The organism is Colwellia sp. BRX10-9 (assembly GCF_014077405.1).
Taxonomy (GTDB): Bacteria; Pseudomonadota; Gammaproteobacteria; order Enterobacterales; family Alteromonadaceae; genus Colwellia_A.
In genome coordinates this window covers 1-15,963 of sequence record NZ_JACGVV010000028.1, presented here as the reverse complement: position 1 = coordinate 15,963, position 15,963 = coordinate 1, and the positions used below count along the sequence as shown (strand labels likewise).

Below are 15,963 nucleotides of genomic sequence, written 5' to 3'. Positions count from 1 at the left end.
ATCAGTAACAAATATCATTAAAAATAATGTGTTATCTAGATAATAGCTTATATAAAACATAATAATGCAAAAATTATGCCCAGTAAGGGAAGTGGTCAAGAAAAAATAAACTAACATCTATAAGTATAGTTAGTAGGATCGAGTGTATACACGGGCTTGAGCAGTAAATCAACGATGTAAGATACAAGAATAGAGATGAATTTAATTTGGCTAGGTAAGCCGATCACAATAACAATTTACCGTATTTATCACAAAAAATCGGCAAGAATTAAAAAGTACAAACATTTGACACTATTGCGCCTAGTAAGAGAAGACGATTTTTATCTAAGTCGCCTAATTCTATCCTATGATGATTAAGCGATGGTATTAAACAGTTCGCTGTAGATTTCTAATAACAATAACGCGCATAGACACATCTTCTGACTACAATGATTTACCACTTTTCAACAATCTTGCACTTAGTGTTACACCCATCATAATAGCGACTAAGTAATAACTAAGCACTTCTTTAAGACGTTTACACATGCTAGCTATCACCTAAATTACGCAGTGATTTAACCTATATAGTAATGCTTATCTAAGTTTATAGTTGAGTACTACAAAAGCGCTCATCACCCCGGGTAACAATGACTTAGAAGATGAATATTCAGGTAAGCTTTGTCGATACTTGTAGTCGTTTATTAACTGCGCATACCTGCAAGTATGCTATCGAGCTTGTTAATCATATAATTTTTAATCGTAGGCGAAATCTCGCATTGGAGGGGATGGTAATTTTTATTATGAATAAGTTAAGTGTGGCTTAGCAAGTTATTGGTGGTGTAAATTAATAACCAATTTTATTAAAATCATTAGTGTTAAACAGTATCCGCAGTTAGCAGATACTGATTATGTTTCTCAAGCTAGGATAAAAGTGTTACTCAGCTAGATAATTTTAATATCAATCATCTGCTCTTTAGCCGCAGCAATACGTTCGCGCTCTTGGCGTTTCTCACAAGGGTTATCGCAATTACACGACTTATCAATACCCACTGTTGCTAATCCGCCGCAACTGCCTGCTAACGACTTTTGTTGAAAGATATAGCCAACCGACATAGCAACAACAACTACAAGGAAAAAACCTAAAGTGATCATAAATATCATCATAAACTAACCTACTTATTTTCTTTATCTATTAAGATGAATAAACAGTAACTCGCTTTAACCAGTTACTTTAAATACTGCATGAATTTTACCGTGCTTTGCTCAACAAAGCCATGCTCTGTCTTAGCAATAATGTAAGCAGCTATACCATTTTTCTCTGCAAAGTCGATGGCTTTTACTTCACCCATAACCATCATCGCGGTAGACAGACCGTCTGCGGTCATAGAAGACGGATGAATGACCGTTACTGAAACTAACTTATGATTGATGGGTTTGCCCGTCGCTGGATCAATAATATGTGAAAAACGTTGACCATCTTTGGCTTGGTGATAATTACGGTAATCGCCTGATGTTGCCACTGCATTGTCTTTTGGAATGATCACTTGATAAACAGAGCGATGCTCACCACTTGCATCCTGAATAGGCTTCTCTATCGCGACATGCCAAAGTTCACCGGTGTGTTTAAAACCTTTTAAACGCATTTCTCCACCAATTTCTATTAGGTAATTATTAATGCCTTTTTCTTCTAAATATTCTGCGACTAAATCGACCCCATAACCTTTGGCAATAGTTGATAAATCAACATAAAGGCTAGGCGTTTTTTTAGAAAGTTTATTCCCGTTTAACACCAGCTTTGACAAACCTATTTGTTGGCGCGCTAACAGTAAATCCTCCGCCGTTGGTATAGTATTTGGCCGATATTCTGGGCCAAATCCCCAAAGGTTGACTAAAGGCCCGACAGTAATATCAAGATTGCCTTCACTTAATTGCCCCAAGCGAATCGCTTCTTTAATAACGCGTTGTAACCCAACAGATATTGCAACAGGCGTAAGTGATGTCGATGTGTTAAATCGTGATAATTCAGAGTCAACGATATAGGTCGACATTTCTTGATTTAATTGCACCAATAGTGCATCAATGCCTGTGTGGACTTGTTTAGTATCAATCGCATTATTCTCGATGACCACTTTAATATGATACGTAGTCCCCATAGTACGACCTTGCAACAAGACTTCTTGCTTACTTAAATCACTACTTGGAAAGCAACCGGCAAAAAACACCAGCATAAAACTGATCATCAATACTTTTACTTTAATCATTTTGATACCTATAAATTTATTATTTAGGTAAAACGTCTAGGGAAAACGTCTTATATAAATAATAAAAGACGACCAAAGTCGTCTTTTATTTGAAGCTTTCATTCATTGAGTAAAGGTTTAATTTAAACGCTGTATATTGCCTTTAGTTCGAGAAGGCTGCGCGGAGTTGACGTTAGTCAATGAGCACAGCAGCCGACGAAATAAAGCCAATAGGCAAGTTAAAATAAACGATTAGCCGCCGAAGTCATCTAGCATGATGTTCTCGTCTTCTACGCCTAAATCTTTAAGCATATGAATAACAGCAGCATTCATCATTGGAGGACCACACATGTAGTACTCACAATCTTCTGGTGCTTCATGATCTTTTAAGTAGTTTTCATAAAGTACATTATGAATAAAACCTGTCATGCCTTCCCAGTTATCTTCAGCTTGTGGGTCTGATAACGCAACATGCCATTTGAAGTTATCATTATCAGCGGCTAAACCATTGTAATCATCTTCATAGAACATTTCACGTTTAGAGCGAGCGCCATACCAGAACGACATTTTACGTTTAGATTGTAAACGTTTAAGTTGATCAAAGATGTGCGAACGCATTGGCGCCATACCAGCACCACCACCGATAAACACCATTTCATTATCTGTTTCTTTAGCAAAAAACTCACCAAACGGACCAGAAATAGTGACTTTATCGCCAGGCTTAAGGCTAAAGATATATGATGACATTTTACCTGCTGGTAAATGTAAACGTCCTGGAGGAGGCGTAGCAATACGCACGTTAAGCATAATAATGCCTTCTTCCTCTGGATAATTAGCCATTGAGTAAGCACGTAACGTTGGTTCATTAACTTTTGATTCAACATCAAAAAAGCCAAAATGGTTCCAATCGCCTTTGTACTGATCATCAATATCAAAATCACTATATTTCACATGATGAGCTGGAGCTTCTATCTGTATATAACCACCGGCTTTAAACGGAACAGATTCCCCATTGGGTATTTGAAGTTTAAGTTCTTTAATGAAAGTTGCTTGGTTATCATTAGAGATAACTTCACATTCCCATTGTTGAACACCGAAGATTTCATCTTCTACTTCAATAACCATGTCTTGCTTAACAGCAACCTGACAGGCTAAACGACAACCTGTTTTAGCTTCACGCTTAGTGATATGACCCGTTTCAGTTGGTAAAATATCGCCACCACCTGAATGCACGTCAACACGACATTGACCACAAGTACCACCACCACCACAAGCAGAAGGAATAAAAATCCCTTGATCTGCTAAAGCGCCAAGAAGCTTGCCACCAGCAGCGGTTACTACTGATTTATTTGGGTCACCATTTATACTAATTGTTACGTCACCTGAAGAGACTAACTTAGATTTAGCAAACAAAATAACTAAAACTAATGCTAGCACTATCGCGGTAAACATCGATATGCCGAGAATGATTTCCATCGACTTTTCCTTAAATTATCTAGGGCCTAAGTTCAAATTATTTTGGTAATAAGTGACTTAGACCGATATTTTTTAAAGTGAAATACCACCAAAAGAAAGAAAGCCAAAAGCCATCAATCCAGCGGAGATAAACGTGATACCTAAACCTTTCAAACCGTCTGGTACGTCAGAATATTTCATCTTTTCACGTATGGCAGCCAATAGTACAATAGCTAACATCCAACCAACACCAGAGCCAATGCCGTAAACAACACTTTCACCCAAAGTTAAGTTTTTCGCTACCATGAAAGAAACCGCACCAAAAATTGCACAGTTAACAGTGATTAAAGGTAAAAATATACCTAAGGCTTGATACAAAGCAGGAAAATATTTATCTAAAATCATTTCCAAAATTTGTACTAAAGCAGCAATAACACCGATAAAGGTAATAAATGATAAAAAGCTTAAATCAATTGAATCTTTCTGTTCAGTAATTCCCATCATGCTGTCTAAAGCACCTGGCGCTAAAATAGCTTGATAAATAATTTGGTTAGCTGGAACAGCTAAACCTAATACCACCACAACCGCAACACCCAGACCAATGGCTGTACTTACCTTCTTAGACACAGCTAAGAAAGTACACATACCCAAGAAGAAGCTTAACGCCATATTCTCAATAAATATGGTTTTAATAAAAATACTTAAATAATGTTCCATGGGGCTAATCCTTCTCTACTTGTTCTGGTTTCCACTGGCGTACAGCCCAGATGATTAAACCAATAATGAAGAATGAACTAAATGGTAAGACTAATAAGCCATTACCTTGGTACCAACCATCGTTTTGAACTAATTTAAACACTTCAATACCAAAGATCTCACCAAAACCAAATAATTCACGGAAAAAAGCAACAATCATCAAAACTGCGCCGTAACCTAAACCGTTACCAATACCATCTAAAAAGCTAACACCCGGCTTTTCTTTCATAGCAAAGGCTTCTGCACGGCCCATTACAATACAGTTAGTAATGATCAAACCAATGAAAACTGACAACTCTTTCGACAACTGATAAGAGAAGGCTTTTAATACTTGGTCAACCACAATTACTAATGACGCTATAATCGCCATTTGCACAATAATACGCACACTTGATGGAATATGATTACGCACAAGTGAGATAAAAAAGTTAGAAAAGCCAGTAACTAGCATTACCGCTATGGTCATAACCAAAGCGTTTGCCATTGAACTGGTTACCGCTAGAGCAGAACAAACACCTAGTACCTGTAAAGCGATAGGGTTGTTATCTACAATAGGTCCAAATAGTACTTTTTTAGTATCTGAAGACATTAGTTCATCTCTCCTTCGCTAGCAACACTGCGGTATTTAGTAATAAAAGGTCCATAACCTTGCTCACCTAACCAAAAATGTAAGGTGTTTTGCACGCCATTACTGGTTAATGTAGCGCCTGACAATGCGTCAACGCCGTGAACATCACCGGTTTTAGCACCACCTTTAATCACTTTAATAGCCACTTCATCGCTATCATTGTAAATTTTCTTACCTGGCCATAAAGCTTTCCACTTAGGGTTAAGTACTTCAGCGCCTAAACCCGGAGTTTCCTTTAAGTCAGAATAAATAAGACTACGAACGGTATTTAAATCTGGCGCTAAACCAATATAACCGTACATTAAGTCCCACAGCCCTGAACCAACAATAGGTAAAACTAAAGTATTTAGCTGACCTTGCTCGTTATTAACTAAGTAAACAACAGCGCGGTTAGCACGGCGATTAATACCTGCGGTATCGTTAGTAAGCTTTGAGCTTTTAGCGGCATTACGAGCGTCTGCACGTTCGTCAAATATATCGGTGTTACCTTCAATAATTTTCCCTGAATCTAGGTCAATCATTTTAGCAACAACATACTTGTTGTAAGTACCAACAATATCAGTACCTGCTTTTTCTAATAAGCCGGAAGCTTCAAGAATTTTAGTTTGCTTATCAAGTAGTTTATTAGCTTGTTGTAACGGTTTTAAGCTAATCGCAGCAACAGAGACTAACGCAGCACAAACCAGACAAACTAAAAACACAAAGCCGATTGTTTTAATTGGAGTTTCTTTATTACTAGACATTACGAGCGAGCCTCCGTTTGATATTCCCTTGAACAACAAAATAGTCGAAAAGAGGGGCGAATAAATTAGCGAATAAAATAGCTAACATAATTCCTTCAGGGTATGCCGGGTTAACTACACGTATGAGTACAACCATTACACCAACTAATGCACCAAACCAGTATTTACCCGTATTAGTAAAAGACATAGTGACAGGGTCAGTAGCCATAAACATCATACCAAAAGCAAAACCACCGGTGACTAAATGCCAGTACCATGGCATAGCAAACATTGCGTTAGTATCGCTACCAATACTGTTAAACAGTAATGAAGTGAACACCATTCCGGCGAAAACACTTAAAACAATACGCCACGAAGCAATACCTTTATACAGAATGTATGCACCACCTAGGAAAATAGCAGCTGTTGATACTTCACCCATAGAACCAGGGATAAAGCCCAAGAATGCATTCCACCAGTTAGTATTGATTGCAAAATCAACCGATCCTGGAATGGCTGCTGCTGCTGCACTTAATGGTGTCGCACCTGAGTAACCATCAATAGCAACCCAAACAGCATCACCTGATAATTCACCTGGATAAGCAAAAAACAGAAATGCACGACCCGCTAGCGCAGGGTTCAAGAAGTTTTTACCTGTACCACCAAAGATTTCTTTAGCAATAACAATACCGAAAGTAATACCAATAGCAACTTGCCATAATGGAATTGTTGCAGGTAAGATCAAGGCAAACAAGATTGAACTAACAAAGAAACCTTCGTTAACTTCATGCTTGCGTACTGAAGCAAAGAGAACTTCCCAAAAGCCACCAACAATAAAGGTAGTCGCATAAATAGGTAAGAAGAACATTGCTCCATAAAGCATCATACCGAAGACACTCGAGTCAGCAGATAAGCTACCTCCAAGGAATTCGAACAAGCCTACTTGCCAAGTATCAGGTAAAGCATAACCAGCAGCTAAGGCATCAGCTGCTTGAAAACCAATGTTGTACATACCAAAAAACATAGCAGGAAAAACAGCTAACCATACCGTTATCATGATGCGTTTTAAGTCAATACTGTCACGAACGTGAGTAGCACCTTTGTTCACTTGACCAGGAGTAAATAAACCGGTGGCTACAGCTTCATACAAAGCGTACCACGTTTCTAGCTTACCGCCTTTTTCAAATTGCGGTTCAATATCTTCAATAAACTTTTTCAAGCCCATGTCTAACCTTCCTTCTCTATTGTGGTTAGGCATTCACGAAGAATAACGCCGTAATCTGTTTTGCCAGGGCAAACAAATGTACACAAGGCTAAATCTTCTTCATCAAGCTCTAAAGCACCAAGTTGCTGCGCGCTATCGGTATCACCGGCACATAAATCACGCAATAACATTGTTGGGAGAATATCTAATGGCATCACACGTTCAAAGTTACCAATTGGCACCATGGCACGAGGACTACCGTTAGTTGTAGTGGTCATATTGAATAATTTCTTTGGGAAGAAATGAGACATATATGCACGTGTTACCGAGAATTTATTAGGTCCAGGATACATGTAACCAATAAACTCTTTTTCGCGACCTTCTAAAATCAACGAAATTTGCACATGGTAGCGACCTAAATAAGCGTGAACACCTTTTGCTTTTGCTCCTGAAAGTAAAGAGCCCGATATAATACGTAATTCACCGTCGGCAAATTCACCAGCGATTAATTCGTCAGTATTTGCACCTAAAATAGTACGCACTAAACGAGGGTTCTTAGCAGCAGGACCAGCAAGTGAAATAATACGGGTGTTATTTAACTCACCAGTAGTAAACAACTGTCCAAAAGCAATCACGTCTTGATAGCCTAAGTTCCATGAAGACTTCTCTGCACTAACCGGCTTTAAAAAGTGCATGTGTGTGCCAACTAAACCAGCAGGATGTTTTCCTGCAAATTCGTTAACTTGCACATTAGCTTCGACGGGAATATTAGCACCCGGCGCTTTACTAACAAACACTTCACCACTCGTTAAACGAGTAAGTATTGTTAAGCCATTTTTAAAGGCTTCACTTTGTTCATTAATAATCACTTCAGGGTTAGCGGCTAGCGGATTAGTATCCATTGCACTAACAAAAATGGCGGTTGGCGTTGAATCAACGGCAGGAACTTTACTAAATGGACGTGTACGCAATGCTGTCCACAAACCTGAATTAACAAGGTTATCAACAACATCTTGACGTTTTATTGAGTTAAGTTCATTCGCTGTGTATGAAGGAAATGTAATTTGCTCATCGCCGTCAATTTTAATAACGACTGATTGCAAAACACGTTTTTCACCACGGTTGATTTCTTTAACAACACCGGCAGCATGAGCTGTGAATTTAACGCCAGGGTTCTTTTTATCTTCAAAAAGAATCTGACCTTTTTTAACACGATCATCCACTTTAACAAACATGGTTGGTCGCATACCCACAAACTCTTCACCTAATGCTGCAACGGTTTTGATGGCGTTGCCATCATGGATTACCTGCTGGGGAGAACCAACGACAGGAACATCCAGACCTTTTTTTATTGTAATCATAAACACATGCACTACTTTTGATGGGAGTATCAAAACCAATCATCTACTTACCTAAACAAACTATTTTACGATGACTTGTAATCAATATTATTTAGGTAAAGCAAATTATCGATTTCAGTGTATTTCAGTAAGTACTTCTTTCTTGGCAACAAAGGAAGTTGCTTTAGAATAAAAAAGACCCACTGGCTCTAAGTTAAAATTTCTAGCGCGATTTTAACACAAAAACTCTAAGGCTATCTACGATCTCAGTTACTTAAATTACAAATTAGTTGAATATTATTGATTTCGCTCATTTATCAGCCAAAAATTTTGTCAGACCTAAAAAAACCGACATTTTATGTCGGCTTTTTATTATTGATGCTAATCGTAAATAATGAAAGTTAATCGTTATAAAAGATGCTTAATTTCTGCCATTGTATCGACATCAGCTTCGTAATCAACACCTGCAACACTAAAGCCAAATAACTTTAAAAACTCTTGATGATAGCCAACATAGTCAGTTAACTCATCAATATTATCAGAATCAACGGTATTCCAAATGTCTGTCACGCGTTTTTGAACGCTATCTTCAAGCTCTTTATGATTTTGACGGTAACGATTTTTATCATCTAAGCGAGGTGTTTCACTGTAGATGTTCTCAACAAATAGGTTCTGAATTTGTTCGATACACCCTTCATAAGTGCCATCTGCCTTCATCACCTTAAACATTGCTGAAATATAAAGTGGCATGATAGGTATTGCTGAACTCGCCTGCGTAACGACCGCATTTAATGAGGTAACATGGGCTTCGCCCTTAAGGTTAGCAGTAGCTTTGTTAATTGCCGATGCAGCACGGTCTAAATCTTCTTTCGCTTTACCTATGGTCGCTTTTCCGTATATTGGCCAAGTTAATTCTTTACCAATATAGGTATAAGCTACTGATTTAAATCCTTCTGAAAGAACGCCAGCCTCATTCAATGCCTTAATCCATAGTTCCCAGTCAGCGCCTCCCATTACATCAATGGTACCTTGTATCTCAGCTTCATTTGCTGCTTCAACAGAAATTTCATCAATAACACGCTTTGAGGTATTTAGGTTTTTAGTGGTTACACTTTGACCAATAGGTTTAAGCGTCGATGAATAAACTTCACCGGTATCTGGATCAGTTCGACGAGGCGAAGCAAGTGAGTAAACGATTAGATCAATTTCACCTAATTCAGCTTTAATGGTTTCAATAGCCTTTGCTTTAATTTCATGTGAAAACGCATCACCATTAATATTTTTAGACCAAAGCCCCTCTTGTTCAGCAGCCTTTTGAAACGCCGAAGTATTGTACCAACCTGCACTGGCTGTTTTCTTTTCAGTGGGCGGTTTCTCAAAGAAAATACCTAATGTTTTAGCATTATTACCAAATGCGGCGGTTATACGTGACGATAAGCCATAACCAGTAGATGAACCAATAACCAAAACATTTTTTGGCTTGGCATTAGCCTGTTGATGAGATTTTACATAAGAAATCTGCTCATTGACATGAGCTTCACAGCCCGCTGGGTGTGCATTTGTACAAATAAAACCACGAATTTTAGGTTTAATAACCATAAGAAGACCTTTTAATTAATACTATTTTTATCGCCAAACGACTCGGCAATTTAGTAATTATTCAATATTTATTGCGACATAAATTTAAAAATTGTCGCATAGTTTACGCTACTAAAAAGAATACGAGGTATGACCAGTAAACATTTACCTCAAAATAAAGGATTAAAGCCGCTAGCTATTTTAATAAAAAACATCTGCCTAAACATGGCCATCAGCTTTTAACGTATAACAGCGCCTAACATAATGTCCCTAGCATGGAAGTACAATGCAAAATATTGTACCGCATCCCAGCAACATTAAAGTTAAATCGCAACACCACAATAAGCAAAGTAAATCACACCATCAGTCATAATAATCCTAAAATGATTGTTTCGGGTTATCGGTGACCCGTCAATAACCTTGTTAGTTAAATTAACCCATTAAGTGACATAGCCGTTGCCAAATATTATTCATTTTACATAGATAATGATAAGAGTAAATAACAAGTATTTCACGAAAAGTGAATACAATTATGAGGGTAGAATAAATTAGGGGTAAAATCGCGAATCATGGTTAGCTAGCGTTTTACCCCATTTATTTGCAAAAGTTACGCTGTTTTTTTACCACCGCCTAAGCATTTAGGCGACAAAGGGGTATTATCTGCATAATACTTGTCCCACTCATCTTTAGTATAAGTATGAAGCGCTAACGCATGTATTTTTTCGGCAAGCTCTGTTGAAAGCAACGAATTAATGGCTCGGTGACGTTTAATTAAGCGCTCTCCGATAAAGTCGTCGGTAACAATAATCACTTTAAAATGAGATTCACTGCCCGGTGCAACATTATGTTGATGGCTTTCATTAATAACATCGAGATGTATTGGAGAAAATGCGGAAAGAAGTTTTTGTTCTATTACAGCTTCAATGGTCATTATTAAATCCCTGATGTGTTTTTCTGTAGTGGAGTAATTTTAGTTTGTTACAGACAATATGCCATCAGTCTGGATGGCTATAGTCGTTTAATTGGCATTAATGGCGAGTAAACAGTTGCCATTATTGATAAAAAAAAATTCATTTATTTATAAAATAGTTTTTAAGCGCTCGAGGCAACTATCACTGGCTCAATTCCCTATATTTTGTCACAATAGCTGACATTCTTCTAGGTGAAAATCGAACCTCTTTATTATGATCAGCCCTTTTATTGTTAACGCGGATGGCGTTTATGACAAGAACCTTTTTTTAGATCGCTACCCCGTTGGTCAAGTTAACCGTGCACTAGTTGCTTGGGATTCAGCCGACGAGTATTTAATTAATTATGTTAATGAACAAAGTTTAGCGGATAGCCAGCACAACTTACTAATTTTCAATGATAGCTTTGGCGCTATTACCGCTAACTTTACTCAGTCAAATGTGACTACGGTTTCCGATTCTTGGATAAGCCACCAAGGGTTAAAATATAATATTGAGCAAAACGGTTTGTCGCTTGACAATATTAGCCAAATAACGAGTTTGGATGACCTACCCGATAATATTACCGTGGTGTTGTACAAGATACCTAAAAGTAAGTCATTAATGATCGATCAACTTTTATCGATTAAAGCTAAATATAATCAAGAGCTTATTTTTATTGCTAGCGATAAAGCCAAAGATATCCATAGCTCGACGTTAAAATTATTTGAAAAATATTTAGGGACAACAAAAACGTCTTTAGCGGTAAAGAAAGCACGTTTAGTATTCTCTCAACTTGATAACAAGCAAGTTTTATCTTCACCTTTTCCAACAGTTTGGCCGTTAGAAGATAGCGCTTTTATTATCAGTAATCATTCAGGGGTTTATGCTCGTGAAAAACTTGATATTGGTGCTCGCCACTTTATTAAGCACCTTCCTGAAGTCAAAGCAGGTAGTCGTGTTATTGACTTAGGCTGCGGCAATGGTGTGATTGGTTTAGCCGTACTGGCAGAGCAACCCCAGGCATTAGTTACTTTTGTTGATGAATCTTATATGGCTGTTGATTCTGCTAAGACTAATATCAGTAAAAACTTACCAGAGCAACTCGAACAGTGTCAGTTCATGATAAATGACTGCTTAGCCGATATGGAGCCTAATAGTGTTGATTTGATTTTGTGTAACCCTCCTTTTCACCAGCAAAATGCAACCACAGACCATATCGCTTGGCAGATGTTTCGCGATAGCCATAGAGCATTAAAGAACGGTGGTGAGTTACGCATTATTGGTAATCGGCAACTCGGATACCATATTAAACTTAAACGACTTTTTGGTAATGAAAAACTCATTGCCAGCAATGATAAATTTGTCACGCTTTCATCAATAAAATAATGGAGTTAATCAGATCATGAAAAATATATTCATTAACAATAAAATTAAAACATTAGCCGCAACAACTTTACTGCTTGTACTGACGGCTTGTGCCAACAAACCCACTTACGTGGTTATTGCTCCAGATTTAAGCATAAATAATGGTGCATCTAGCCAAAGTGCTTATCAAAATAAACAAGCGAGTTTAACGGTCACTGATTTGCGAAGTGCCCAGCATGTTGTGCAAGTATTAAGAAAAGATGAAGCAGCAGAGGTTTATTCTAGTCAGCAACCATTAAACCGTATTGTTGAGGAAGCGTTAGCCGCTGAATTTAAAAAACAGGGCTTAGACATTAACGCTCAAGCGAGTAATGCAATTGAAATAATTATTGATAATGGCTTGAGCAGCGTGCAACAAGAAATGATGAAATATCAAGTTAACAATGAACTTGTGATCCGCGTAACTGTAAACAATGGCTCACAAACGTTGAGCAACACCTTTAAAGTTCGCGGAACTAGTGAAGGCCCATTCGGCGCAGATATTGCGGTATTAGAGCGAGACTTTAGTCAACAACTTACTCAGTTATTATCTCAAGTTATTAATAACATTGAAATTCAGCGTTTTATAAAGTAATTTTTAACAGCTCCTTTAAAAGAAGAAATGATAATGAAAGGTTTATTTTTTTTACTTATATTTTTATCTGGCACTCTATCAGCGAATAATATTGCCATTGATCCTAATAACTTATTTCCAAAAGTGAAATTAGAAACATCAAAAGGAGTCATCATTGTTGAATTAGACCGCATTCGTGCGCCATTAACTGTTGATAATTTTTTAATGTATGTGGTTAAAGGTGAATACAACAATACGATTTTTCATCGTATTGTCTCAGACTTTATCGTACAAGGCGGTGGCTATGATGAGGACTTCAATTTTAAAAAAGTCACTGGAAATATTGTTAATGAATCAGGTAATGGTTTAAAAAATGAACGTGGCACTATTGCTATGGCAAAAGAAAATCGCCCACACACCGCAAATCGTCAATTCTTTTTTAATATGGCTGACAATAAAAGTTTAGATCCAGGCCGTCGCTGGGGATATACCGTATTCGGCGCCATTATTGAAGGTCAGGCAGTTGTTGATGCTATGAATTTAGCTAAAACACACTATAGCGATGCGATGGGCTGGGACGATGTGCCCGTAGAACCTATTACCTTAATTAAAGCCACTTTATTACCAGAAGAATAAATTTATCCAATAAAATTTCAGCTGTAAATTATAGTCAGGAGGCAATATTTCTGACTATAATAATGCCATAATAAACATTCTTTTTTGTACGTTCTTACAATTAAATGAAAATTAAATTGCCTACACCTTTGACAAACTGTTTTTAATCTACGATATATAAGGTAGTAAATAAACAATAACAACTATTTTCACCATTTCAATAAAGTGGTAGCTACTTTCCTACTCGAATGATTTAAATACGAAAGTGAACTGAGGATGCCATGATAATTGAGCCGTTTATCAACGAAAAAACACAACAAATAGCTTACTATATTAAAGCTGTGATTAACCAATCATTGCATTATACCGAACTCGACACATTCATCCTTGATACCATGGAGGAATGGACATTGCTCAAGGTAAATGATGAAATGCCGAGTAGTGCAAAAGAGCGCGTTTTTTGGCACTTAGTCCATGAGATGAGTTTACATGGAGCACAATCACTGAGCCATGACTTGTATTTTAAAAGTGAAATAACGACCTGTTTAGATTTCTTCACAGGTACTGGCAGTTATCCTATTGACTGTATTGGTTGGCGTCCGTTACCTTAGGCTAACGTTAGTAAAATCCTCGACACTTGCTCACAGAACTCAAGAATAAACTTCTGTTTTCAATAACATTTTGATAGCCTATGCCTACTAAGATTTTTGTAGGCAATTGCATGACCACTCAACAAACATTCAAAGAAGCTATTCTCAATAAAAGAATGTTGATTTGTATCTTCACCGGATTCACTTCGGGCTTGCCGTTATTTATTTTATATCAACTGGTACCTGGTTGGTTAAGATCAGAAGGAGTAAGTCTAGTTGAGATAGGTTTATTCTCATTAATTGGCATTCCTTATGTTTGGAAGTTTATTTGGTCACCATTGATGGACAGGTATTCTTTTCCGATGCTAGGTCGACGTCGAAGCTGGATGTTCGCTACGCAAGTTTTATTACTCTTCTCAATCGCTGGTTTTGGTTTTATAGACCCTACTATAAATATTTGGTCTGTCGCTTATCTTGCCGCTGCTGTTGCTTTTTTTAGTGCAAGCCAAGATATTGTTCTTGATGCTTATCGCAGGGAGTTATTGCAAGAACACGAACTGGGCTTAGGTAATTCTATCCATGTACAGGCTTATCGTCTATCTGGCTTAGTGCCGGGCTCGTTAGCTTTTATATTGGCTGACCATATCAGCTGGCAATCAGTTTTTCTTATTGTTGCTGCGTTTATGCTCATCGGTATTTTACTGACCTTATGTATTAAAGAGAGTAAAAGCGAACATCTTGCTCCTAAAACATTACATGATGCTGTTGTATTGCCTTTTAGAGATTTTATTTCACGAAAAGGTTTTAAAAGTGCCTTACAAATTCTCATTTTTTTATTTTTATACAAATTAGGCGACAGTATGGCTACAGCCCTGCAAACTCCCTTTTTTATAGACTTAGGCTTTACTAAAACAGAAATTGGTGTGGTTGCTAAAACAGCGTCGCTTATTGCGATGACTATCGGGCTTGCTGTTGGCGGCATTGTAATGATAAAGCTCAGTATAAATAAGGCATTATGGTTGTTTGGCTTTGTGCAAATCATCAGCATATTAGGCTTTGCCGCTTTAGCAGAAATAGGTCATAATACTTACGCTCTAGCTTTTGCGATGGGCTTTGAATACTTAGGTGTTGGTTTAGGTACAGCTGCATTTACTGCCTTTATAGCAAGAACAACCAACCCCGCTTTTGCTGCAACGCAATTTGCACTCTTTACGGCGCTAACCGCTTTGCCTAGAACCTTTGCCAATGCAACAACTGGCCTTATTGTAGAGCAAATAGGTTGGACATCGTTCTACTTTCTTTGTACTTTCCTCGCGATCCCAGGAATGCTTATGTTATTTAAAGTTGCTCCTTGGAGCGAAAAAGTCCCTTTCGAAACAAAAAATAAAACCGAGGAATTAATATGATTAAACTGTTCTTTCTACTCCCTATTATCATGTGCCTTTTTTGGTGGCGATATCTAGATGCTAAAGGCTTTAGTGTAAAAGAAGGTGTGAAAGGTTTTGCTTATATTATTGCTTTAAATACCGTACTCATTGGATTTTTAGTGGTAATGATATACGTTACTCACGGATGACGACTGCTGATACCCTGATACCAAATCCATTGTTATGAGACCACCTCAGTCAACCAGATACCGCCTCAGTCATCCTAATAACACCTCTGTCATCCTGATAACAACTCCGTCATCCTGATACCACCTCCGTCATCCTGAACTTGTTTCAGGATCTCATCGTTGACAACACAAAAGCAGATACTGAAATAAATTCAGCATGACGTTAAAGGGATAAGCCTCAGTCATTTTGATACCCCCTCCTTCATCCTGATACCACATCCGTCATCCTGAACTTGTTTCAGGATCTCGTCGTTAACAACACAAAAAGCAGATACTGAAATAAATTCAGCATGACGGTAAAGGGATAAGCCTC

Annotated in this window: 16 protein-coding genes; 6 read left to right on the top strand and 10 right to left on the bottom strand. The window is 37.7% G+C overall.

Going from position 1 to position 15,963, the window contains the following annotated elements; genetic code table 11:
- Nucleotides 1–921: 921 nt before the first annotated feature.
- The 10 genes from nqrM to H4J69_RS14865 all read right to left on the bottom strand — a co-directional run bounded on the left by nqrM (nucleotide 922) and on the right by H4J69_RS14865 (nucleotide 10,833).
- The gene (nqrM, locus tag H4J69_RS14910) at nucleotides 922–1,143 is read right to left on the bottom strand and encodes a (Na+)-NQR maturation NqrM (protein WP_070376020.1); all 222 of its coding nucleotides are present in this window, start codon (nucleotides 1,141–1,143) and stop codon (nucleotides 922–924) included.
- Nucleotides 1,144–1,205: 62 nt separating this feature from the next.
- Complete coding sequence (locus H4J69_RS14905; RefSeq protein ID WP_182245045.1) at nucleotides 1,206–2,240, bottom strand: FAD:protein FMN transferase; 1,035 nt, start codon at nucleotides 2,238–2,240, stop codon at nucleotides 1,206–1,208.
- A gap of 231 nt (nucleotides 2,241–2,471) precedes the next feature.
- Nucleotides 2,472–3,695: an NADH:ubiquinone reductase (Na(+)-transporting) subunit F gene (gene nqrF, locus H4J69_RS14900; RefSeq protein WP_070376018.1), complete on the bottom strand. Its 1,224-nt coding sequence runs from the start codon at nucleotides 3,693–3,695 to the stop codon at nucleotides 2,472–2,474.
- A gap of 72 nt (nucleotides 3,696–3,767) precedes the next feature.
- Complete coding sequence (gene nqrE, locus H4J69_RS14895) at nucleotides 3,768–4,391, bottom strand: NADH:ubiquinone reductase (Na(+)-transporting) subunit E (RefSeq protein WP_182175777.1); 624 nt, start codon at nucleotides 4,389–4,391, stop codon at nucleotides 3,768–3,770.
- Between the two features lie 4 nt (nucleotides 4,392–4,395).
- The gene (locus H4J69_RS14890) at nucleotides 4,396–5,019 is read right to left on the bottom strand and encodes an NADH:ubiquinone reductase (Na(+)-transporting) subunit D (RefSeq protein ID WP_146800034.1); all 624 of its coding nucleotides are present in this window, start codon (nucleotides 5,017–5,019) and stop codon (nucleotides 4,396–4,398) included.
- Nucleotides 5,019–5,801 (bottom strand): Na(+)-translocating NADH-quinone reductase subunit C, encoded by a 783-nt coding sequence (locus H4J69_RS14885; protein WP_182245044.1) that lies wholly within the window; start codon nucleotides 5,799–5,801, stop codon nucleotides 5,019–5,021. The genes H4J69_RS14890 and H4J69_RS14885 overlap by 1 nt, the downstream gene beginning before the upstream one ends.
- On the bottom strand, nucleotides 5,794–7,005 hold the full coding sequence (locus H4J69_RS14880) for an NADH:ubiquinone reductase (Na(+)-transporting) subunit B (RefSeq protein WP_182217581.1): 1,212 nt from the start codon (nucleotides 7,003–7,005) through the stop codon (nucleotides 5,794–5,796). The genes H4J69_RS14885 and H4J69_RS14880 overlap by 8 nt, the downstream gene beginning before the upstream one ends.
- A 2-nt stretch (nucleotides 7,006–7,007) precedes the next feature.
- The gene (locus H4J69_RS14875; protein ID WP_182217580.1) at nucleotides 7,008–8,345 is read right to left on the bottom strand and encodes a Na(+)-translocating NADH-quinone reductase subunit A; all 1,338 of its coding nucleotides are present in this window, start codon (nucleotides 8,343–8,345) and stop codon (nucleotides 7,008–7,010) included.
- A gap of 387 nt (nucleotides 8,346–8,732) precedes the next feature.
- Nucleotides 8,733–9,923, bottom strand: a complete 1,191-nt coding sequence (gene fabV / locus H4J69_RS14870; protein ID WP_182251979.1) for an enoyl-ACP reductase FabV — start codon at nucleotides 9,921–9,923, stop codon at nucleotides 8,733–8,735.
- A 586-nt stretch (nucleotides 9,924–10,509) separates the two neighbouring features.
- Nucleotides 10,510–10,833: a BolA/IbaG family iron-sulfur metabolism protein gene (locus H4J69_RS14865; RefSeq protein ID WP_182217577.1), complete on the bottom strand. Its 324-nt coding sequence runs from the start codon at nucleotides 10,831–10,833 to the stop codon at nucleotides 10,510–10,512.
- Nucleotides 10,834–11,086: 253 nt separating this feature from the next.
- Here H4J69_RS14865 and H4J69_RS14860 point away from each other — a divergent pair, with 253 nt between their 5' ends.
- The 6 genes from H4J69_RS14860 (at nucleotide 11,087) to H4J69_RS14835 (ending at nucleotide 15,611) form a co-directional block, all read left to right on the top strand.
- Nucleotides 11,087–12,238, top strand: a complete 1,152-nt coding sequence (locus tag H4J69_RS14860; protein ID WP_182217575.1) for a methyltransferase — start codon at nucleotides 11,087–11,089, stop codon at nucleotides 12,236–12,238.
- Nucleotides 12,239–12,254: 16 nt separating this feature from the next.
- Nucleotides 12,255–12,851 carry a YajG family lipoprotein gene (locus H4J69_RS14855; RefSeq protein WP_182245150.1) on the top strand — a complete coding sequence of 199 codons (597 nt, stop codon included), beginning with the start codon at nucleotides 12,255–12,257 and terminating at the stop codon, nucleotides 12,849–12,851.
- Nucleotides 12,852–12,884: 33 nt separating this feature from the next.
- Nucleotides 12,885–13,466, top strand: a complete 582-nt coding sequence (locus H4J69_RS14850; RefSeq protein ID WP_182217571.1) for a peptidylprolyl isomerase — start codon at nucleotides 12,885–12,887, stop codon at nucleotides 13,464–13,466.
- A 260-nt stretch (nucleotides 13,467–13,726) separates the two neighbouring features.
- Nucleotides 13,727–14,056 (top strand): hypothetical protein, encoded by a 330-nt coding sequence (locus tag H4J69_RS14845; protein ID WP_182217569.1) that lies wholly within the window; start codon nucleotides 13,727–13,729, stop codon nucleotides 14,054–14,056.
- Nucleotides 14,057–14,166: 110 nt separating this feature from the next.
- Nucleotides 14,167–15,441: an AmpG family muropeptide MFS transporter gene (locus H4J69_RS14840; protein WP_182217568.1), complete on the top strand. Its 1,275-nt coding sequence runs from the start codon at nucleotides 14,167–14,169 to the stop codon at nucleotides 15,439–15,441.
- Nucleotides 15,438–15,611: a hypothetical protein gene (locus H4J69_RS14835; protein ID WP_170246384.1), complete on the top strand. Its 174-nt coding sequence runs from the start codon at nucleotides 15,438–15,440 to the stop codon at nucleotides 15,609–15,611. Before H4J69_RS14840 ends, H4J69_RS14835 begins: the two co-directional genes overlap by 4 nt.
- Nucleotides 15,612–15,963 lie beyond the last annotated feature (352 nt).

What these genes read in the sequence shown, in the direction of transcription:
- nqrM (WP_070376020.1), bottom strand. Translation starts at nt 1,143, where the DNA reads ATGATGATATTTATGATCACTTTAGGTTTTTTCCTTGTAGTTGTTGTT.
- H4J69_RS14905 (WP_182245045.1), bottom strand. Translation starts at nt 2,240, where the DNA reads ATGATTAAAGTAAAAGTATTGATGATCAGTTTTATGCTGGTGTTTTTT.
- nqrF (WP_070376018.1), bottom strand. Translation starts at nt 3,695, where the DNA reads ATGGAAATCATTCTCGGCATATCGATGTTTACCGCGATAGTGCTAGCA.
- nqrE (WP_182175777.1), bottom strand. Translation starts at nt 4,391, where the DNA reads ATGGAACATTATTTAAGTATTTTTATTAAAACCATATTTATTGAGAAT.
- H4J69_RS14890 (WP_146800034.1), bottom strand. Translation starts at nt 5,019, where the DNA reads ATGTCTTCAGATACTAAAAAAGTACTATTTGGACCTATTGTAGATAAC.
- H4J69_RS14885 (WP_182245044.1), bottom strand. Translation starts at nt 5,801, where the DNA reads ATGTCTAGTAATAAAGAAACTCCAATTAAAACAATCGGCTTTGTGTTT.
- H4J69_RS14880 (WP_182217581.1), bottom strand. Translation starts at nt 7,005, where the DNA reads ATGGGCTTGAAAAAGTTTATTGAAGATATTGAACCGCAATTTGAAAAA.
- H4J69_RS14875 (WP_182217580.1), bottom strand. Translation starts at nt 8,345, where the DNA reads ATGATTACAATAAAAAAAGGTCTGGATGTTCCTGTCGTTGGTTCTCCC.
- fabV (WP_182251979.1), bottom strand. Translation starts at nt 9,923, where the DNA reads ATGGTTATTAAACCTAAAATTCGTGGTTTTATTTGTACAAATGCACAC.
- H4J69_RS14865 (WP_182217577.1), bottom strand. Translation starts at nt 10,833, where the DNA reads ATGACCATTGAAGCTGTAATAGAACAAAAACTTCTTTCCGCATTTTCT.
- H4J69_RS14860 (WP_182217575.1), top strand. Translation starts at nt 11,087, where the DNA reads ATGATCAGCCCTTTTATTGTTAACGCGGATGGCGTTTATGACAAGAAC.
- H4J69_RS14855 (WP_182245150.1), top strand. Translation starts at nt 12,255, where the DNA reads ATGAAAAATATATTCATTAACAATAAAATTAAAACATTAGCCGCAACA.
- H4J69_RS14850 (WP_182217571.1), top strand. Translation starts at nt 12,885, where the DNA reads ATGAAAGGTTTATTTTTTTTACTTATATTTTTATCTGGCACTCTATCA.
- H4J69_RS14845 (WP_182217569.1), top strand. Translation starts at nt 13,727, where the DNA reads ATGATAATTGAGCCGTTTATCAACGAAAAAACACAACAAATAGCTTAC.
- H4J69_RS14840 (WP_182217568.1), top strand. Translation starts at nt 14,167, where the DNA reads ATGACCACTCAACAAACATTCAAAGAAGCTATTCTCAATAAAAGAATG.
- H4J69_RS14835 (WP_170246384.1), top strand. Translation starts at nt 15,438, where the DNA reads ATGATTAAACTGTTCTTTCTACTCCCTATTATCATGTGCCTTTTTTGG.